We start from the raw sequence: 20,801 nt of genomic DNA on the forward strand, positions 1-20,801 counted from the left end.
TGTTCAAGGACGATTCCATGCCAGCTCTCACACAACATTCCACATCGATCACGCTGTTTCGCATCAGCGCCGCGATGTTTCTCAACTATCTGACTATTGGCATCCCGTTAGTCATGCTGCCGCTGTACGTTCAGCAGCAGTTGCATCTGAGCGATCTGTTGATCGGTATCGCGGTAGGCAGCCAATTTATCGCCACCTTGCTTACCCGGGGCGCCGCGGGTCGAAAAGCCGACACGTCAGGCGGACGTCGGACGGTTATCACCGGTCAGTTCTACTGCGCCGCATCAGGTCTGCTGATGCTGGTCAGTCTAATCGCTCACCCGGTTCCGCTGCTCGCATGGGCCATAATGATTGTTGGTCGTGTGCTGCTGGGCATCGGTGAAAGTTTCATTTTGACCGGTAATTTAACCTGGGGGATGTGGCTGGCGGGCTCGACCCACGCGGGTCAGGTTATTTCCTGGAACGGCATGGCGACCTACGGTGCGCTGGCTATCGGCGCGCCGCTGGGGCTGTCGCTTTACGCCAGGGCCGGCCTGGCGCTTCCGGCGCTCCTCGTCGTGCTGTTGCCGATCATCGCCAGTGGAGTCATCTATGGCATTCCGGGGAATATCCCAACAGCCCGTGCGTGCCAGTGCTACGGGTAGTCGGCCTGGTGTGGCGGCCCGGAACAGGGCTTGTGCTCCAGGGCATTGGTTTTGCCACCCTAAGCGCGTTTACCGCCCTCTGGTTCAACGAGCGTCACTGGGATAACACCGGTTTTGCGATAACGCTGTTTGGCATTGCGTTTATCGCTGTCCGCTTTTTCTGCGCCAAATTTCCCGACCGTTACGGCGGCGCCACGGTCGCAACCTTTTCACTACTGGTAGAGGGGACCGGACTGGCGGTAATGTGGGCCGCTCCGTCAGCAGGCGCTGCGCTGATTGGCGCGGCGATTACCGGCTGCGGCTGTTCGCTGATGTTCCCATCGCTGGGCGTAGAGGTTGTGCGCAGAGTGCCACCGGAGATTCGTGGTACGGCCCTCGGCGTCTGGTCAGCGTTTCAGGATCTGGCCTACGGATTTACCGGACCAATAGCGGGCCTGCTGACGCCGTTTATCGGCTATCAGCAGGTCTTTCTTCTGGCCGCGGCCTGCGCGCTGCTGGGCGCGGCGGTTGTCCATCTCCTGCTGCGGCAACATTAAGCTGTTAAGAAGGGGCGAGTCTTTTCCGCCCCTATCGCAAAGACTTCGCTGGCAGCCATCTGCCAGTAGCCAGGGTTAAACAGTTCCAGCGAACAGATCCCCTCATAGCCCTTCTGCACTAGCTCATGCGTGATCTCATGCAGTGGGATCACGCCGTTGCCAGGAAACAGACGATGGCAATGCTCCAGCGTTGCCAGCGGCAGATTATCGGCGTCATCAATATGGTAAACGAAGATCTTTTCCACAGGGATCTGGCGAAGCGTGGTCAGATCCCGCCATTGATCGTGCAGGTAAAGGTTAAAGGCATCGACGACCAGCCCGACATTACTGCGATCGACCGCATCTACGATCTCCATCGCCATGGCAAGACTGCGCACACAGCATCCTGCGGAACCGATCGGCTCAAAGGCCAGCCGCATCTGGCTTTCTTCCGCCACTGCCGCCATCTCGCGCAGACGCTTCACTGAATCTTTCACCGTTTCCCCTGGCGGAAAATTTCCCCCCTGACGAATGGTGGGCACCACGACCAGACAATCCCCCCCCACCACTGAGCCAGCATGGCAGGCGAAAGCCAACTGCCGCCGTTTCTCCGCCCAGCTTTCGCTATCACAAAACGTAATGTCTTCCAGCGAATTGTAGCCCCAGGGCTTAAGGTGGCCGACGGCAAAAATGTCTGCCAGCTCGCTTAACGTATGTTTCTGCAACCACTCCTGCAACATATCCAGACGGATTTCGATGTAGTCATAGCCAAAACGTTCCGCCAACACAACATCCTGTGCCAGCATGGAGTTTCGCATACAGGTCGCTTCATTAAATCCCAGCTTCATCATTCAGATCGACTCCTGCCGCCATAGCAACGTACTGGCGCCTGACGGCGGCAGCGTTAACGCGATCTCTTTATCGCCATCCAGCACCCGGCAACGCCTTTCCTGTACATCGCGGTTATACACCACCAGCACACGCTCACCGTCAGGATTCACAAATCCCACCTCTTCCAGAAGATTATCGTAACTTGAAGAAAGCATGACCCTCGCCCCCGGACGCACATAGCGGCAGAAGTGGCCAATACCATACCAGGAGTGGTTACGCCGCAGCACGTCGTTTTGCGCATCGTATTGAATGGGCGCTTCACACAGATTACCCTGATGATTCGGCCCGCCCTCACTGTTCAGCAGCAGATTCCAGTCGATAAACCCGCTACAACCCGATTTGAAATTACCAATCATGTCATGGAGATAGGTATGCCAGTGGCGAATCTGGCTACCGGCATCGCTCTCCATTGGCACACAGCCTTCGGAAAACAGGAGTTTTTTATCCGGCAGGCACTGGGCCAGATACTGTATTTGCGAAAAATGGTCGCCGGTATACCAGTGGAATGCCAGCCCGTTAATTCCCTTATAATTAGCTTCGTCAGCAAAGGCGAGTTCAGCCCAGTCCACCAGGCCATCTTTATCGTGATCCCAGATATAGATCTCCATCTCATCCATACCCTGCCGGGCGAGGCGCGGACGCAGATACTGCACGGCAAAGGCTGTCTCCTCTTCCACGCTATACAGACAGGAGTCCCAGGTTTTTACCGCCACCGGCTCATTCTGCACGGAGAGCGCCTGCACATTAATGCCGTGGCGGCGGTATTCCAGCAGGTAGTTGATAATGATATCGGCCCAGTCGGCGTAGCATTCGCGCCGCAGCTTGCCGCCACCGTTCATATCGTTATTAGTTTTCATAAACGCCGGCGGACTCCACGGCGAAGCCATCAGCTTCATTTGTGGATTTAACCGCAACGCCCCGGAAATCAGCGGTATTAAATGCGCTTCATCGCGGGAAAAGGAGAGCCGTCCCTGCTGCAGGTCAGCGCTGGAATCGACATACGCGTAATTGCCCAGGGAAAAATCACAGCTCTGAATTGGCATCCGCGCCAGAGTGTAATTATGTTCCTGAGCAGAAAAATAAAGGGAAAGAAATTGCGCCTTCGTCTTTTCGCTCATGCTGTTGAATACCACGCCCGCACCTTCGGTAAAGCTGCCGCCGAATCCGTCAATCTGCTGTAACGTGTGGCGCGGTAAGACGCTGATTAATTCACTGCAATCACGCTGACGATGCGAAAAAGAGACCGCACGCTCAACAAGGAATTGCTGACGATACGGATCGGAAGAGATGAGTCTGCCTTTCATAGGGAAGTTCCGGATAAAAGAAGATAATAAATTGTGATATGCCGGATAGGACGCTTAAGCATCGCTATCCGGCAGGAGTTTTAATACGCGGAAGGTTTATTTGTAGAAATCAGGTTTTGAGGGTAATTCAACAATCTCGGTATTCCCTGTTTCCTGAGACTTCACGCAGGCATCAGCGGTAACCGCAGCCAGATAACCATCCCATGACGTTGGGCCTGCCGGCGGCAATCCTGCGTTCAGACGATCGAAGAAATCCTGGAACTCAATGTCGTAGGCATCAATAAAGCGCTGTTTCCAGTCAACCAGGATGTCGGTGCTATACTTCGCCGCTTTCCGTACCGCGGCGCTGGCGACGGTTGGCAGCTCCGCCATTCCTTTCTCGCCGGTAACATCGCAGTGAATGTCGTAGCCATACTGGCAGTTCACAAACACTTCAACCACAATATTGATGCCGGAGGTGGTTTCCATTACAACCAGCTGCGGATCACGCAGAGTGGTCACCAGGCTGGACTGACGCGGGAAGTAAACCTTAACGGTTTTATAATCTTCGTTAAGCAGCCAGTGCATAACGTCAATTTCATGAATCAATGTTTCATAAATAGCCTGTGGCGTTTTGTATTCTGGCACCGTGCTGGCATTGTAATGACGTCCATGAACTATTAATGGCTGACCGATTTCGCCGCTGTCGATAATATTTTTCAGCTGAACGTAACCTTTGTCGTAGCGGCGCATAAAACCAATCTGCACCATGCGCTTACCATTTTTCTGCTCTGCTTCAATCACACGCTGACAATCCGCAGCCGTCACCGCTAACGGTTTTTCGCAGAAAACATATTTGTTAGCATTTAGCGCGGCAACGGCCACATCGGCATGCGCCTCATTTGATGCGGTAATGATGACCACTTCAACGTCTTTATCATTAATCAGATCGTGATAGTCATTATAATCTTTGGCTTCGATCGCATACTTATCCAGCGCCGCCTGCGCCCTACCCGCGACGATATCACATACGGCAACAACCTCTACACCCGACACGGTGTTGGCCAGACGTCTTAAGTGATCGGAGCCGATCATGCCGATACCTACAATACCTGCTTTTAAAGTCATTTTCTGTTTCCTTTTCAATTAAAGATAATTTTTCAGTAACTCATCAATATGCTTTTTACCTTTTTGCGCATATTCCAATGGGTTATATTTCTTAGGATCCTGCTCGGCCTCAACAACAATCCAGCCAGAATATTGATGCCCGACCAGATAAGCTAATACGGATTTAAAATCAATATTTCCATCGCCGGGGACGGTAAACACACCATCAAGGAAAGAATTGAGGAAGGATTTCTTCGCGAGGCGACATGCTTTAAGTTTTTCATTACGCACATCTTTAAAATGAACGTGTTTAATACGATCAAAATGTTTACTCAGTAGCGGCATGACATCGCCGTCAGAAACATATATATGCCCGGTATCAAACAGCAGATGTACAAATTGCGGATCGGTATTCTCCATGAGTCGATCCACTTCTGGCAGAGTCTGCACACCGGTGCCCATATGATGATGGAAAGCGAGCTTCAGCCCGTGCGCATTGGCAATCTTCCCAAGCGCATTAAGTCCTTCGCATAAAAGCTGCCATTCGCTGTCGCTGAAGTTAGGCTTCTCTGTATAAACGCACTTATCGATAATACCTTGAATACTATAAGTTTGTTCAGAAACAACGGCGACATATGCATGTATTGCCTGCAAATAAGCACAATGCTGTTCAAAAGCATTCATCGCAGATGCAATACCATCGCGAATAATAAAGGAAGAAAACCACTGGCCTGGTATTTCCAGTCCGCGAAGCATTAACTCTTTATTTAACTCAGCAGGATCCTGCGGATAACAACCGCCAACTTCTGTCCCGGAAAAACCGGTAAGCGCGGCATCACTAAGTATTTGTTTATATGTATTTTCTTTACCAATCTCAGGAATATCATCATTGCGCCAACCGATAGGCGCAATCCCCAACTTAATGCTCTTTTTTACATTGTACATGTTGCTGGCTCCCACTTAATGAAACGCTTTTACTGCATACCGCGATGCAAATTAACCTTTGATGGACAACATATTACTTTTTGTAGCCTGAAAAACTTTATCTATCCTGGTTGAAGATGTGGGATAAATGCGTCAGGTATCACAAAAAAATCATCACTCTTTAATGATATTGCCAGACTTTTCGCGCTATAGATAAACGCATAAAATATACCGACAAATAAAAAATGGCCGCAGTATTGCGACCATTCTCATGACGATTAAATTTTAGCAAGCATTAATATTCAAATAATAAATAATTAGCTTTACGATAGTCCTTGCGATATTGACCGGGCGTTTTCCCCACTTTATTTTTGAAGTAATTCTGAAAATGACTAAGGTTGCTAAAGCCAACACGATAGGCAATAGAGGTGATCTTTTCGCGCCCGCCTTCATCCGTGGTTAGTAACGATTGCGCCTCCCCCAGCCTACGTTTTATCAGGTAATCCATCGGTGAATAACCATAGCGGCGTTTAAATTCATGGGAAACATAATAAGGACTGACATTAAATTTCGTCGCCAGCGTATCCAGCCGAATTGGCTCATAGAAATTGCGATCAATATAGGATTTTATTGAATCAAGTAAATTTTCATGGCGCTGTATGGCATCGTTACCTGTGCGCAATAAGACATTTCCCTCAATGTATTTGAGTACTACCTGGGTCAATAGCTGCGCCATTGCTGGCCCTTCTACCGCATGCTGATTAATAACGGTAAACACGGAGCTCATCAGTTTTTCCACCGTCGCATAATGGTGATACAGTGGAATAACCGGCACAATATCATCCGGTATTAGCGCATTCTCACGTAGACCCGGACACGAAATATTGTTAATCCCACAACAAATAGTGCCAATTGGCCGCCCGCTTTCCAGATACTCATCATGCACCACCTGGCTGTTATAAATGACCAGGTCGCCTTTACGAACCGGGTAGATGCGATCGCCAATGAAATACTCCCCGTCTCCTTCGGTGATAAGAATCAGTTCAACGGTCTGTGGGTGCATATGCATGAACCGGACAAACGGACCATTGCTCTCACTGACCTGACTCACATACGCCAACTGGGGCTGAGCCTTATTCTCTCGTTCTGAAGGACAGAAGCACAAGCGCATGATTTACCCTCCAATATCCGAAACTGTGGTGCCGAACCCCCCCTGAAATTTGAATTTTTATACCACAGCAAATGAAACAAAAATGCTATATAGATCATAGTTTTTTCCAAATCTTTCCTCGTTACAACAGACAACCCTTGATATCACACCAAATAAAAACAATAAAAATCAATTAGTTAATTAGATTTTGAGTTTCTTGCCGCACATAACCTCGTATAAAAACCAGTCGCCAAATTTTCAAAATAAAATTCCATAAAAATAAATTTGAAATTTTTAATCCTAAAATTTACATTGAATACGGTATGCGTTTTAGGCTGAAGATAACCAGGCTTTCCTGTGACCGCTCAGTCAGAACGTCGTCAACATCGGTTTAAGAGGATAAAAAAGAGATGGAAACAGTCGGCAATTTTATTCATGGTAAAACGACACTGAGCAGCAGCGGCGAGACGCTACCGGTGACTAATCCGGCCACCGGTAAAGTAATTCGTCAGGTCACCCAGAGCACCCGAGAGGAGATGCTGGCGGCAATTCAAAGCGCACATGAGGCTTTTCCGGCATGGAGTAAAATGACTCCGCTACGCCGGGCACGTATCCTTTTTGAATTCAAAGTATTACTGGAAAAGCATCGGGACGAACTGGCGGCGCTGATCGTCAGCGAGCATGGCAAGGTCTGGTCAGATGCGCTTGGCGAGCTGACGCGCGGCATAGAGGTTGTCGAATTTGCCTGCGGGATCCCGCACCTCAGCAAAGGAGAGTACTCCTTTAACGTCGGCTCAGGCGTTGACAGCTTTTCATTAATGCAGCCGCTTGGGGTTGTGGCAGGCATCACACCGTTTAACTTCCCGGCAATGGTGCCTATGTGGATGTTCCCGGTTGCTCTGGCTTGCGGCAATACCTTCGTCCTGAAACCGCCCGCACTGGTGCCGTCCGCATCGTTACGTATGGCGCAGCTTCTGCAGGAGGCTGGCCTGCCGGACGGCGTGTTTAACGTTGTTCACTGTGGCAATGAGGCGGCTAGCCTGTTGACCAGCGACCCTCGCGTACAGGCCGTCAGCTTTGTCGGTTCCTCCGCCGTCGCGGAACATATCTATACCACCGCCAGCGCCCATGGCAAACGCGTACAGGCCTTCGGGGCCGCCAAAAATCACGCAATCGTCATGCCGGATGCAGATCTGGACGCCACCGTCAACGCCATTATGGGCGGAGCATTTGGTTCCGCGGGCGAACGCTGTATGGCGCTGCCGGTAGTGGTCGCGGTGGGCGATGAAACGGCGGACCGTCTAATCGAACGCCTGAAACCGCTGATTGCGGCGCTACGTATCGGCCCGGGAGAGCTGCGCGGCAAAGATGAAAATGAAATGGGCCCGGTTGTTTCACGTGCTCATCAACAGAAAGTGTTGGGTTACATCGACAAAGGGGTTAGCGAGGGAGCAACTCTGGTCATGGATGGCCGCAACTATAGCGTGGCGGGATATCCTGAAGGCTTTTATGTCGGCGGCACTCTGTTTGATAACGTCACGCCTGAGATGACCATCTGGCGTGAAGAAATTTTTGGCCCGGTTCTCGGAATTGTGCGCGTCCCGGATTATGCCACCGCCATTAGCACGGTAAACTCCCATGAATTCGGCAACGGCAGCGTGATTTTCACCACCAACGGTCACTATGCGCGCGAATTCGCCCAGTCGGTTGAAGCCGGGATGGTCGGTATTAATATTCCAGTTCCGGTTCCGATGGCATTTCACTCTTTTGGCGGCTGGAAGCGCTCGGTGTTTGGCGCCCTGAACGTCCATGGGCCGGATGGCGTGCGCTTCTATACCCGGATGAAAACCGTTACCTCGCGTTGGCCGAACGGACAGCAGATCGTATCGGAGTTCAGTATGCCGACTCTCGGTTAATACGCTTTCAGGAAGGAGAAGATTATGGCCAACTTGCTGAGTACCTGTACCTCTGAGTCGGGAAATATCCAACACATTTCCCCTCAAAATGCAGGCTGGGAGTATGTCGGTTTTGATGTCTGGCAGTTGAAGGCTGGAGAGTCGATAACCCTGCCGTCCGATGAGCGTGAACGCTGTCTGGTGCTGGTTGCCGGGCTGGCCAGCGTTAAGGCCGCCGACAGTTTTTTCTATCGGATTGGTCAGCGCATGAGTCCGTTTGAACGCATTCCGGCTTATTCGGTTTACCTCCCCCATCATACGGAGGCGAAAGTGACAGCCGAAACCGACCTTGAGCTGGCCGTATGCAGCGCGCCGGGATTCGGAGAGCTTCCGGTACGTCTGATCTCGCCACAAGAGGTCGGGGTAGAGCATCGGGGAAAAGGGCGCAATCAGCGCCTGGTGCATAACATCCTTCCTGATAGCCAGCTCGCCGACAGCCTGCTAGTCGTTGAAGTGTACACTAATGAAGGCGATACCAGCTCCTGGCCCGCGCACAAGCACGATACGGCAGTTGAAGGTCAGGAGACCTATCTGGAAGAGACGTACTATCACCGTTTCAATCCACCTCAGGGATTCTGCTTACAGCGCGTCTACACCGACGATCGCAGCCTGGATGAATGTATGGCGGTCTATAACCGGGATGTAGTGAAAGTACCTAAGGGCTACCACCCGGTTGCCACCATCGCGGGTTACGATAACTACTATCTGAACGTGATGGCCGGCCCGCTACGAAAATGGCGTTTCACCTGGGAAGAGAACCACGCGTGGATTAACTCACCAGACTACCCGCGATAACACTTCGTTGAGTGGTACTTTGCCAGCCGTCCTCTGCGGCTGGCTTTTTTATTCAACTCTGCGCCACACACGCTATCCACCTTCTCTTAAATTATTCCCTGTTTTGTATATAGCGTATTTACGGCACGGCCCCCACCAGGAATACGCAATAAAATAATGATGCAGAAGAAGACTTACCCTATTTGCCGATATTATTATGGATCAATTAGTTACGTAGAGGTGGTAAACACTGGGGAGGTTTCAACAGGGTATATCCTGTGCGCACTCGCTGGAGGGAGTAAAGGTTGTGTAACCAGCGGAGAATATCTCTGGATATTCTCCGCTAATATTGGAGAGGTATCAGGCTATTACATCGCGACGTTTCCCCTGAATTTCACGCAGCTTGTTCTCGGCCAGCCGTTCAATTTCTGTTAGCGGCACCCCTTTTGTTTCCGGCACATAACGAGAAATAAAGACATAGCAGACCAAATTAAAGACGACAAAAATCCACATCGAGAAAGCGCCGCCGAAGGTCTCCTGCAGCCAGGCGTTATCATTTATGACCGGGAACAACAGTGAGATGAGGAAGTTGGCTATCCACATCAGACTCACCGCCAGCCCCATCCCAAAACCTTTTATCTTTTCAGGGAAAACCTCAGAAATCAGTACCCATGCACCAACGCTCCAGCTGACGGCAAACAGCAGCATAAAAAACAGGATGCCAAAGATGGTAATGTAGCCTGTATCATGGGTGTACAAACCGTATGACGCGATCAACAGGCCGACAATTGAGCCGATGGTACCAATTTTCATAATCGGTATACGGCCATAGCGGTCGAACAGGATCATGCCGATAAAACTGCCCACCACATTACATACCGCGATAAAAATGGTCTGGAACATAACCACTTCGGTACTGCTGTTCTGCAACACCAGCGGCGCATAATAGTTCATTACGTTAACGCCTGTGAACTGTTGCAAAACGGCGATACAGCATCCAACCAACAGAATATAGCGGAGCACCGGCGAGCTTTTCAGGTTGGTGCGTTCTCCCCCGGCGACGTTGTCCTGTGGACGTACGGTTTCTTTCATGCTGTCAAAAATAGCGGCCACATCTGTGGCCGTTAATCCACTGTAGATCCGGGTAAGCACCTTTATCGAACGAGCTTCGCTGCGGTTGTTACGGGCGCACCATGCCGGTGATTCGGGTAGGAAAAGCGTAATCGCTAACATCGCAATGGAGGGTACCACTTGGGCAAAAAGCATAGTCTTCCAGCCCTGGGAAACCAGCACATCAGCAGGCATTCCTTTTGCTATCAGATAGTTGACTATAAACACGATAACCTGGCCAGATACCACGGAGATATTGTAAATGCCCAGCGCTTTGCCGCGAATTTCAGCAGGCGCCAGTTCAGACATATACATGGTGGATGCCGTTCCGGCCATCCCAACCGCAAAACCACACACAATGCGGGAAAGGGAGAAGATCATGAACGATTCACTCATCGCCGCCCCTAAGGAAGAAGCGATAAAAATGATCGCAATGATCAGAAGCGCAGGTTTACGCCCCAGTTTATCGGCAATTTTTCCACCGACCAGCGCGCCGATGATACAACCAATCACGATACTGGAAACGGCCCATCCGGTCTCGGTTGGCGTCAGTTGGTAATACTGCTGTAAAGGCAATACCACTCCGGTAATCACCGCCGTTGAATAACCAAACATCAATCCAGCCAGCGCCGCAATACAACACAGGACGTACACATAGGCCGAATTGTACTTACTTCTCTGAGACATAATCCCTCCCTTGCCTGTTGAGGAAACAACACACCAATGAAATTTTTCATTTTATTTTCGCATTCATTAGAAGAAAAATTCCATGCAAAAGATCACGAAATGGAGATATTCCAGGAAAGAACAAAAAGTACGGCCCCTGACAAATTGAGTTCAGGCACTGTCACGGAAGCAATAAAATAAAGCAAATTCATCAAGATACAGGAGAGCACTGCGCAAAACGCAGCATCTTAACGATAAAAAACGCCAGGATTATGAAATTCGAAATGTGATACCCATAACAAAACATAAGTTTCATTATTGATCGTTTTGAAATTAAAACATAGGTTGTGAAACGAGAGTTCTCAATAGCTATAAGATCGTCGGCAGCGCTACGGCAATGACCGACATAAGATGAATTTGTCTATTTGTTCACTAAATTCAAACAGATAGATGAAGTTTATTCTGGAGATAATCTACCTATGTCCACATCAGATAGTTGTTATAATACGGGTTACATATTACGCATCTGCGCGATTGCCGCACTGGGCGGAATATTATTTGGCTACGATACTGCTGTTATTTCAGGTGCGATTGGTTCACTGACCAGCTACTTTCATCTATCTCCTGCTGAGACCGGCTGGGCGGTTTCCTGCGTTGTGGTGGGGTGCGTTATTGGTTCGTTTAGCGCCGGATATTTATCCAAACGTTTTGGACGCAAGAAATCATTGATGGTTTCAGCGCTGTTATTCACTATTTCCGCAGTGGGCACCTCCCTCTCCTACACGTTCACCCATTTTGTGATTTATCGCATTATCGGTGGACTGGCAGTCGGCCTGGCGGCAACAGTATCACCGATGTATATGTCTGAAGTCTCACCGAAAAACATGCGCGGCAGAGCATTAAGTATGCAGCAGTTCGCTATCGTTTTCGGTCAGATTCTGATCTTCTACGTTAACTACAAAATAGCATCGATTGCAGCGGATACCTGGCTCATTGAACTTGGCTGGCGCTATATGTTTGCTGCGGGTATTATTCCCTGCATTTTGTTCTGTATTTTAGTCTTTTTAATCCCGGAATCTCCCCGCTGGATGATGATGATTGGTCGCGAGGAGGAGACGCTAAAAATACTGACCAAAATATCCAACGAAGAACATGCCAGACATCTTCTTGCCGATATAAAAACCTCACTGCAAAACGACCAACTAAACGCCCATCAAAAACTCAATTACCGCGACGGGAACGTGCGTTTCATCCTGATTCTGGGCTGCATGATCGCTATGCTGCAACAGGTAACAGGGGTTAACGTCATGATGTATTACGCGCCAATCGTCCTGAAGGATGTGACCGGTAGCGCCCAGGAGGCTCTGTTCCAGACAATCTGGATCGGCGTGATTCAGCTTATCGGTTCCATTATTGGCGCAATGATTATGGATAAGATGGGGCGTTTGTCGCTGATGCGTAAAGGCACTATCGGCAGTATCATCGGCTTGTTGCTCACTTCATGGGCGCTGTACAGCCAGGCAACCGGTTATTTCGCACTATTTGGTATGCTGTTCTTTATGATTTTCTACGCGCTTTCCTGGGGCGTGGGCGCATGGGTGCTTATTTCTGAAATATTCCCTAACCGGATGAGGTCGCAGGGAATGAGTATTTCGGTCGGATTTATGTGGATGGCAAACTTTTTAGTTTCGCAATTCTTCCCGATGATTAATGAAAACCCGTATTTACTTTCGCATTTCCACGGCGCATTTCCAATGTGGATATTCGCCATCTGCTGCATCTTCAGTTACTTCTTTATCTGCCGTTACCTGCCGGAAACAAAAGGCATTTCGCTGGAGAAAATGGAGAGCGTAGTGTTAGCAAAACGCAGAAAAAAACTGCAGCCAATTCAAACCGAACGTTATTCTGATTAAGTTTCACCACAATGCCGATGATCGCTAAATACGATCATCGGCTTGTTTTTTTACTCCGTCGCCAGCGCCAGTGAAACCGCTAACGTTTGCGCCAGACACATGGATGCGACCTGAGAACGGAAACCATCGACCTGCGCTTCACGTACCACAAAACAGACTTCACTGAACGCTGCCAGCGGGCTGACCTGGCTATCGGTTATCGCAATATGGTGCGCACCGCGTTTCGCGCCAAGCTCGACTAATTCCACCACTTCCTGCGCGTAAGGCGAGTAGCTGATGGCAATAACGACATCGTCGGGGCTGACCATACTTAGCTGTTCAGAGAACATTCCGCCAATACCGTCAATTAAAAATGCCCGTCTCTCCAGATGACGCAATGCGTAGGTTAAATAACTGGCCACGCTAAACGAACGACGTAATCCAATCACATAAATATTGTCGGCTTTCGCTAACAGATTTACCGCCGCATCCAACTGCTCATTTTTAATCTGCACCGGTAATTGTTGTAATACCTGTGCATTCACCATTGAAAATAGCTTCAGAATTTCACCCGGCTTTTCCGGGGTAGGTTCCCCTTCATCCGCATTTTTCTGTCTGAACAGACGCGCCCGCTCGGTATAGCTTACTGTTTCCTCCATCAGGTGCTGGCGAAATACCTGTTTCATTTCATTAAATCCGCTAAAACCAAACGCATTAGCAAAACGAATCAGTGTCGAAGGGGGAACATCGGCATGTTGCGCGATGGAAGCGACCGTGTCAAAAGCAACGCTATTACTGTTATCCAGAATATACTGAGCAACTTGTTTAAGACGTTTGCTAAGGCTGTCATAGCGACTGCGGATATCATCCTGCAGTAAGGAAAGTTGAGTTTGATGTTTAGACATGCATGATACTCTAATAGAACGAAAATTTCGTAAATAACCATATTAGCACAAATGAACTGAACATACAGTTAACAACATTCAAATTGCGCTGTGGTTACCTTCAGTACAGAATTTGCTGGCGGGCTGGGTTCTGAGCAATCTGAATCTGACCGCATAAATGCGACAGGATCAGCATTGTTATGACTGGACGATGCCCGCAGCCAGGCGGCATCGCAAACGTTGAAAGGCAGAAGATGACGTTTATAAATCACGAAACCTTCATCTGTTATTGCGAACTGGCTCTTTTCGTCCCGCATACGGCAACCGGCGGAACACTCTTAGTGTATTACACTGATTACTTTAAGGATATGCGTCTACTCTTTTTCAATACTGAGCGGCAAATGATTTTTTCAGTATTGCTTTAACGTCTCCCGGCGAGCGGAATGCGCTTTCGATGGCAAGATGCCCCATATAAAACAGCCAGCCACAAAGCTGGCTGACCGCATAGTCATTTAATACGCTGTTACGTTCTGAGCTTTTTTCGCCAGCCCATCCAGCAATTTCTGATGGATGCCGCCGAAACCGCCGTTGCTCATCACCAGGATGTGATCGCCAGGCTGTGCGGTTTTCACCACCATGTCCGCCAGCGTATCGACATCTCCACTCCAGTGAGCAGGCTGTACGCAGGCTTCGGCGACTTCCGCCACTTGCCACGGAATATGCGGCGGCTGCAGCAGGAACACTTCATCCGCACGCCCTAACGACGGTGCCAGGTCATCCTTGCATAACCCCATCTTCATCGTGTTAGAACGCGGCTCCAGCACTACGATAATGCGCGCGGTGCCGCCCACTTTACCGCGCAACGCCGCCAGCGTGGCCAGAATTGCCGTCGGATGGTGAGCAAAATCGTCATACACCGTCACGCCGTTCGCTTCACCACGTAGCTCCAGACGGCGGCGGGCGTTAATAAATGACCCCAGCGCACTGGCCGCTTCTGCGGGCGCGACGCCCACGTGGCGCGCGGCGGCAATCGCCATCAGCCCATTATGCATGTTATGTTCGCCGACCAGGCCCCATTTCACATCGCCGACTTTTTCGCCGTCCAGCCACACTTCCCACTCGGAAGCATCCGTAGTCAGCTTCTTCGCCTGCCAGTGTCCCTGCTCGCCCACCAGCTCCTGCTCGCTCCAGCAGCCCAGAGCCATGGTCTGTTTCAGGTTGATGTCGTTTTCCGGCCAGATGATGCGCCCCTGCCCCGGCACGATGCGCACCAGGTGGTGGAACTGCTTCTGGATCGCTTTCAGATCGTCGAAGATGTCGGCATGATCAAACTCAAGGTTGTTGAGAATCAGCGTACGCGGGCAGTAATGCACAAATTTAGAACGTTTATCAAAGAACGCGCAGTCGTACTCATCCGCTTCGATAACAAAGAACGGGCTCTCGCCCAGGCGCGCGGAAACCTCAAAGTTACCCGGTACGCCGCCGATCACGAAGCCCGGTTTGTACCCGCACGCTTCCAGTATCCAGGTCGCCATGCCTGCGGTCGTGGTTTTGCCGTGGGTACCGGCGACCGCCAGTACCCAGCGGTCGCGCAACACAAAGTCGTGCAGCCACTGTGGACCAGACATAAAGGGAATGTTTTTTTCCAGCACCGCTTCCACGCACGGATTCCCGCGCGTCATCGCATTGCCGATAATCACCAGATCCGGCTGCGGATCGAGCTGGCTGGCGTCATAACCCTGGATCAGATCAATGCCTTGCTTCTCAAGTAAGGTACTCATCGGCGGATACACATTGGCGTCCGAACCCGTTACTTCATGACCAAGCGAGCGAGCCAGCATCGCCAGCCCCCCCATGAAAGTGCCACAAATTCCCAAAATATGAATGCGCATACGTCACTATCCTTTTTTTATCTGCGAGCCATTTTACGCACATGTCTGGCAAGTGAGAAACGCATTTCAGGTAAATCTGTACTTTGCTGGCGCGATTCACCTGAGCGCATCATCTGAAATGTTTGTTAAGATTGTTACGGTCGCTTTACTCCAATCAATTGCAGGGAAAGTGTTATGAAAACGTTAGGTGAATTTATTGTCGAAAAGCAGCACGAGTTCTCTCAGGCTACCGGTGAGCTCACTGCTTTGCTGTCGGCAATAAAATTGGGCGCCAAGATCATCCACCGCGATATCAACAAGGCCGGTCTGGTCGATATCCTGGGTGCCAGCGGTGCTGAGAACGTACAGGGCGAGGTTCAGCAGAAACTCGATCTGTTCGCGAACGAGAAACTGAAAGCTGCACTAAAAGCGCGCGATATTGTAGCGGGCATCGCATCGGAAGAAGAGGACGAAATTGTCGTCTTTGAAGGCTGCGAACACGCGAAATATGTGGTGCTGATGGACCCTCTGGATGGCTCTTCTAACATCGACGTTAACGTCTCTGTCGGTACGATTTTCTCGATTTATCGCCGCGTGACGCCCGTCGGCACGCCGGTCACCGAAGAAGATTTCCTGCAACCCGGCAACAAACAGGTCGCTGCGGGATATGTCGTGTATGGCTCGTCCACCATGCTGGTTTACACCACCGGCTGCGGCGTACACGCTTTCACCTACGATCCGTCGTTGGGCGTGTTCTGTCTGTGCCAGGAACGTATGCGTTTCCCGGAAAAGGGTAAAACCTACTCCATTAACGAAGGCAACTACATTAAATTCCCGAATGGCGTGAAGAAGTACATCAAATTCTGCCAGGAAGAGGATAGTTCAACAAGTCGCCCTTATACCTCACGTTACATTGGCTCTCTGGTGGCCGATTTCCATCGCAACCTGCTGAAAGGCGGCATCTATCTCTACCCCAGCACCGCCAGCCATCCGCAGGGAAAACTGCGTCTGCTGTATGAATGCAACCCGATGGCGTTCCTCGCGGAACAGGCCGGCGGCAAAGCAAGCGATGGTAAAGAACGTATTCTGGATATCATTCCGGAAAGCCTGCACCAGCGCCGCTCGTTCTTCGTTGGCAACCGCCATATGGTTGACGATGTGGAACGCTTTATCCGCGAATACCCGGACGCGTAATCTTTACCACCATGCGGACTAACGCATGAAGCCGCCATTGGGCAATAACATGTCCGATGGCGGCGTTGCCTTATCAGGCCCGTGATTTTTCCGGTTCTTAACCTTTGTCGTTTATGCTCCGCAACGACGCGCCAGATGAGGCGGAAACGAAAACAAGCGAAGACTTTCGGCGTGAGTTGGCTATAATACTCGCCACTTGTTTGTCATAAATTCAAAGGAAACAGACATGAGCTTACTCAACGTCCCGGCGGGTAAAGAACTGCCGGAAGATATCTACGTCGTTATCGAGATCCCGGCTAACGCAGATCCGATCAAATACGAAGTTGACAAAGAGAGCGGCGCGCTGTTCGTTGACCGCTTCATGTCCACCGCGATGTTCTATCCGTGCAACTACGGTTACATCAACCATACCCTGTCTCTGGACGGCGACCCGGTAGACGTTCTGGTCCCGACGCCGTACCCGCTGCAGCCAGGCGCCGTCATCCGTTGCCGTCCGGTTGGCGTACTGAAAATGACCGACGAATCCGGTGAAGATGCGAAACTGGTTGCCGTACCGCACACCAAACTGAGCAAAGAGTATGATCACATTAAAGATGTGAACGATCTGCCGGAACTGCTGAAAGCGCAGATCACTCATTTCTTCGAGCATTATAAAGATCTCGAAAAAGGCAAATGGGTGAAAGTTGACGGTTGGGACAACGCCGAAGCGGCTAAAGCGGAAATCGTTGCCTCCTTCGAGCGCGCAGCGAAGAAATAAGTTCGCTTTTACATAATCGTCAAGATAAAGGCTCTCATAGTAATGAGGGCCTTTTTATTGGCTAATGAATAGAACACAATTTTTATCATTATTAGTTTAACATTCACGGAATGAATAAGACTCTACCTTATTTTTTATTAAAAAGGGTTGAATACGCTCACGGTTTCTCTAAAAAGCTTAAGATAATAATTGTTTTGTGAATGCCCGCAGACTCCTCTGGACTTACGCCCTAAATATTAGCAAGCGCTAAATTCTTATTTAGTGCATAAGCCCGATTACCTTTTTAATAAGGCATCCTAAGCTCTCCCTACCAATAACCGTATTTTTAATCCAACATAACATCCGCTCAAAACACACTTTTTAATATATTTTTAAGGGCTGCCATAATTATTTACTACTTTAAGAGATTATGATGAAAAATGATATATTAATTACCGGTGGACATATCATCGATCCCGCTCGTAATATTAATGAGATTAACAATTTACGCATCATTAACGATATTATCGTTGATGCCGATAAATATCCTGTAACTTCGGAGACCCGGATTATCCATGCCGACGGCATGATCGTCACTCCCGGTCTTATCGATTATCACGCGCATGTTTTTTATGACGCGACGGAAGGCGGCGTCAGGCCTGATATGTACATGCCGCCGAATGGCGTCACCACCGTCGTAGATGCAGGTTCTGCCGGTACGGCAAACTTTGATGCCTTCTACCGAACGGTGATTTGCGCCAGCAAAGTTCGAATCAAAGCGTTTCTGACCGTGTCGCCGCCGGGCCAAACCTGGTCACAAGAAAATTATGATCCTGACAATATTGATGAAAATAAGATCCACGCGCTGTTTCGTCAGTATCGCAACGTTCTTCAGGGATTAAAACTCAAGGTTCAGACTGAGGACATTGCTGAATATGGCTTAAAACCGCTGACTGAATCCCTTCGTATTGCCAACGATTTAAAGTGTCCCGTGGCAATACACTCGACTCATCCCGTCGTTCCCATGAAAGAACTTGTCTCCTTGCTACGCCACGGCGATATTATCGCTCATGCGTTTCACGGCAAAGGTAGCACCATTCTTACTGATGAAGGCGCTGTCTTAGCCGAAGTCCGTCAGGCAAGGGAAAGAGGCGTTATATTTGATGCCGCCAATGGTCGCAGCCATTTTTCAATGAACACGGCACGCCGGGCCATCGCCAATGGCTTTCTTCCGGATATCATCAGTAGCGATCTCTCAACCATCACTAAACTCGCCTGGCCTGTTTATGCCTTACCATGGATTTTATCGAAATATTTAGCACTCGGCGTCGCGCTTACCGATGTCATTAACGCCTGTACCCATACCCCAGCAGTTTTATTGGGCATGGCAGCAGAAATTGGTACGCTGGCCCCTGGGGCATTTGCCGATATCGCCATCTTTAAATTAAAAAACAGGCATGTTGAATTTGCCGATATTCATGGTGAAACGCTCACGGGGACGCATGTGCTGGTACCACAAATGACCATAAAATCCGGTGAGATATTATTTCGTCAAATTGATTTTGGCGCGCGGCCAAACGGAGTTGAAAAATGACCTCAATGCAAAAATGGCTACGGATCGGCGCGACATTAATGTTCGGCCTTTTTGTTGCTTATCTTGACCGTTCTAATCTTTCCGTTACGTTACCTACGATTACACACGACCTGAATATTGATGGCGCAACGGCCAGCATTGTATTAACCATATTTCTTATTGGCTATGCCTTTTCAAATATTTTTGGCGGCGTATTTACCCAGCGATACGATCCGAAAAAAATAGTCATTCTGATGGTGCTAATCTGGTCGATTGCGACCGTTTTTGTCGGATTTACCTCGTCAGTGTACGTTATTTTGATTTGTCGGCTGGTGCTTGGCATTACCGAAGGCATTTATTGGCCGCAGCAGTCCCGCTTCGCCAGCGACTGGTTTTCAGACAAAGAACGGACGCAGGCGAACAGTATTATCCAGTATTATGGACAGTTCCTGGCATTAGGCCTGGGATTTATGATTTTGTCCCCGCTGGATGCTGCCTTCGGTTGGCGAAATGTTTTTATTATCACTGGTGTGATCGGCATTGTTGTTGTAGTTCCACTTTATATAACAATGCTAAAAAAACAGGAAGAAGCGCCTTATTATCGTGCGCCGGCGCCAACAGAGAAAACTAAACTTACCCTGGAATCGCTGGGCGGAACCCCCTTCCTACTTCTTATTTTTACCTACATTACTCAAGGGATGTTGTTCTGGGGAATTACGTTATGGATCCCCATGGTTGTCAATTCTCTCGGCTATACCGGATTCAGTAAAGCATTGGTCAGTTCTCTGCCTTATCTGACTGCGGTTATACTGGCAATCCCTATCTCATGGATCAGTGATAAGACACAAAAACGTGTACTTATTGCTTCACTGGGCCTACTAATCCCCGGCGTGATGTTATTTCTCCTGCCATTTGTCGATGCGCCAGGCTTTAAAATCACGCTCATTACCCTGGCGATGGGCTATTATGCCGCCAGCTTTACCCCCAATATCTGGTCGATTATCCAGTCGAACGTTAAACCCCATGCGATTGGCCCAGCCTCCGGTATTATTAATGGCATCGGCGCCGGCGGCGGCGGCGGCGGTACGCTGGCAGGCCTAATGGTCGGCTATTTTTACCGGACAACCGGCAGCTATATGCAGGGATTTATGGTTCTCGGATGCATTGTTATCCTGGGCGGCGCGTCATTATTGATTTACGGCAGAATAAGAGCTCACCATGCCCGGCGCTAGCGCCATCAGCCAGAATGTAAAAAAACAACGCCACCCGAGGGTGGCGTGTTCAGTTCAGGGCTGGTTTCTGTCTAACCAGTCACCGCTTTCAATCAGAGTTAACCCATCAACAGGACGTTGATATACATACATCCATGCGCTGCCGTAAGGCGTCTGGATTAACTGGCGTGCGTATTCACCGCCCCTGGTGCGCAAAGCATCAAGTTCGGCCAGCGTGGCGTTATCAATTCGATAAACTTCACCGTATACCGCTCCGTTTCCCGGAACTGCGCCTGGATAGTGGCCCAGACTATACAACTGGTAGTTATCGATACGGTAATCGCCAAGCAATTGGGCATTGGTCATCCAGTGACTGTTGCCTTGTTTCTGTCGTAAACTGCCATAGACAAATATTCGCATT

General features: G+C 49.7%; 16 protein-coding genes and 2 pseudogenes. 9 read left to right on the forward strand and 9 right to left on the reverse strand.

All coding sequences use genetic code 11. The features are described 5' to 3' along the window. The first annotated feature begins 17 nt into the window (after positions 1–17). A pseudogene (locus tag J4728_RS10130) lies at positions 18–1,180 on the forward strand (MFS transporter). Here the strand turns inward: J4728_RS10130 and iolI1 are convergent. The 5 genes from iolI1 to reiD form a co-directional block, all read right to left on the reverse strand. Beyond that, positions 1,177–2,010, reverse strand: a complete 834-nt coding sequence (iolI1, locus tag J4728_RS10135) for a 2-keto-myo-inositol isomerase IolI1 (protein ID WP_023224154.1) — start codon at positions 2,008–2,010, stop codon at positions 1,177–1,179. The pseudogene J4728_RS10130 and the gene iolI1 sit on opposite strands and share 4 nt — an antisense overlap. Then, a complete protein-coding gene (gene srfJ, locus J4728_RS10140) occupies positions 2,011–3,354 on the reverse strand; it encodes a lysosomal glucosyl ceramidase-like type III secretion effector SrfJ (protein ID WP_024156583.1) in 1,344 nt (447 codons plus the stop codon). It lies immediately after the preceding gene. Between the two features lie 96 nt (positions 3,355–3,450). After that, complete coding sequence (iolG1, locus tag J4728_RS10145) at positions 3,451–4,461, reverse strand: inositol 2-dehydrogenase IolG1 (protein ID WP_208211700.1); 1,011 nt, start codon at positions 4,459–4,461, stop codon at positions 3,451–3,453. An 18-nt stretch (positions 4,462–4,479) separates the two neighbouring features. Then, positions 4,480–5,400: a myo-inosose-2 dehydratase gene (gene iolE / locus J4728_RS10150; RefSeq protein WP_012601329.1), complete on the reverse strand. Its 921-nt coding sequence runs from the start codon at positions 5,398–5,400 to the stop codon at positions 4,480–4,482. A gap of 259 nt (positions 5,401–5,659) precedes the next feature. Then, positions 5,660–6,484: a myo-inositol utilization transcriptional regulator ReiD gene (reiD, locus tag J4728_RS10155; protein WP_000332219.1), complete on the reverse strand. Its 825-nt coding sequence runs from the start codon at positions 6,482–6,484 to the stop codon at positions 5,660–5,662. A gap of 122 nt (positions 6,485–6,606) precedes the next feature. On the opposite strand from reiD, the pseudogene J4728_RS10160 reads away from it, so the two are divergent. The 3 genes and pseudogenes from J4728_RS10160 (at position 6,607) to iolB (ending at position 9,264) form a co-directional block, all read left to right on the forward strand. Continuing rightward, positions 6,607–6,909 (forward strand): annotated as a pseudogene (locus tag J4728_RS10160) (hypothetical protein). Positions 6,910–6,924: 15 nt separating this feature from the next. Then, positions 6,925–8,430, forward strand: coding sequence for a malonate-semialdehyde dehydrogenase IolA (gene iolA / locus J4728_RS10165; RefSeq protein ID WP_000450729.1), 1,506 nt, complete (start codon positions 6,925–6,927; stop codon positions 8,428–8,430). A gap of 24 nt (positions 8,431–8,454) precedes the next feature. Continuing rightward, the gene (gene iolB, locus J4728_RS10170; protein WP_000002010.1) at positions 8,455–9,264 is read left to right on the forward strand and encodes a 5-deoxy-glucuronate isomerase; all 810 of its coding nucleotides are present in this window, start codon (positions 8,455–8,457) and stop codon (positions 9,262–9,264) included. A gap of 339 nt (positions 9,265–9,603) precedes the next feature. Here the strand turns inward: iolB and iolT2 are convergent, their stop codons facing one another. Continuing rightward, positions 9,604–11,040, reverse strand: coding sequence for a myo-inositol import MFS transporter IolT2 (gene iolT2, locus J4728_RS10175; RefSeq protein WP_000083108.1), 1,437 nt, complete (start codon positions 11,038–11,040; stop codon positions 9,604–9,606). 458 nt (positions 11,041–11,498) lie between these two features. Here iolT2 and iolT1 point away from each other — a divergent pair, with 458 nt between their 5' ends. Then, positions 11,499–12,932, forward strand: coding sequence for a myo-inositol import MFS transporter IolT1 (gene iolT1, locus J4728_RS10180; protein ID WP_000107709.1), 1,434 nt, complete (start codon positions 11,499–11,501; stop codon positions 12,930–12,932). Between the two features lie 50 nt (positions 12,933–12,982). Here the strand turns inward: iolT1 and iolR are convergent, their stop codons facing one another. Further along, positions 12,983–13,816: a myo-inositol utilization transcriptional regulator IolR gene (gene iolR / locus J4728_RS10185; RefSeq protein ID WP_000033840.1), complete on the reverse strand. Its 834-nt coding sequence runs from the start codon at positions 13,814–13,816 to the stop codon at positions 12,983–12,985. A gap of 491 nt (positions 13,817–14,307) precedes the next feature. Further along, a complete protein-coding gene (gene mpl, locus J4728_RS10190; protein ID WP_208211701.1) occupies positions 14,308–15,687 on the reverse strand; it encodes a UDP-N-acetylmuramate:L-alanyl-gamma-D-glutamyl-meso-diaminopimelate ligase in 1,380 nt (459 codons plus the stop codon). A gap of 174 nt (positions 15,688–15,861) precedes the next feature. Between mpl and fbp the strand changes: the two genes are divergently transcribed. From fbp to J4728_RS10210, 4 genes are all read left to right on the forward strand, one after another. Next, positions 15,862–16,860, forward strand: coding sequence for a class 1 fructose-bisphosphatase (gene fbp, locus J4728_RS10195; protein WP_000853764.1), 999 nt, complete (start codon positions 15,862–15,864; stop codon positions 16,858–16,860). A 226-nt stretch (positions 16,861–17,086) separates the two neighbouring features. After that, the gene (ppa, locus tag J4728_RS10200; protein ID WP_000055079.1) at positions 17,087–17,617 is read left to right on the forward strand and encodes an inorganic diphosphatase; all 531 of its coding nucleotides are present in this window, start codon (positions 17,087–17,089) and stop codon (positions 17,615–17,617) included. 409 nt (positions 17,618–18,026) lie between these two features. Further along, positions 18,027–19,190: a metallo-dependent hydrolase gene (locus J4728_RS10205; protein WP_208211703.1), complete on the forward strand. Its 1,164-nt coding sequence runs from the start codon at positions 18,027–18,029 to the stop codon at positions 19,188–19,190. Then, positions 19,187–20,401: an MFS transporter gene (locus J4728_RS10210; protein ID WP_208211705.1), complete on the forward strand. Its 1,215-nt coding sequence runs from the start codon at positions 19,187–19,189 to the stop codon at positions 20,399–20,401. Before J4728_RS10205 ends, J4728_RS10210 begins: the two co-directional genes overlap by 4 nt. Before the next feature lie 54 nt (positions 20,402–20,455). On the opposite strand, the gene J4728_RS10215 is transcribed toward J4728_RS10210, so the two are convergent. Beyond that, positions 20,456–20,800, reverse strand: coding sequence for a gamma-glutamylcyclotransferase (locus J4728_RS10215; protein WP_001219167.1), 345 nt, complete (start codon positions 20,798–20,800; stop codon positions 20,456–20,458). Position 20,801 lies beyond the last annotated feature (1 nt).

The sequence above is a fragment of the Salmonella sp. 32070601201500089SM genome (assembly GCF_017573605.1).
Taxonomy (GTDB): Bacteria; Pseudomonadota; Gammaproteobacteria; order Enterobacterales; family Enterobacteriaceae; genus Salmonella; species Salmonella enterica.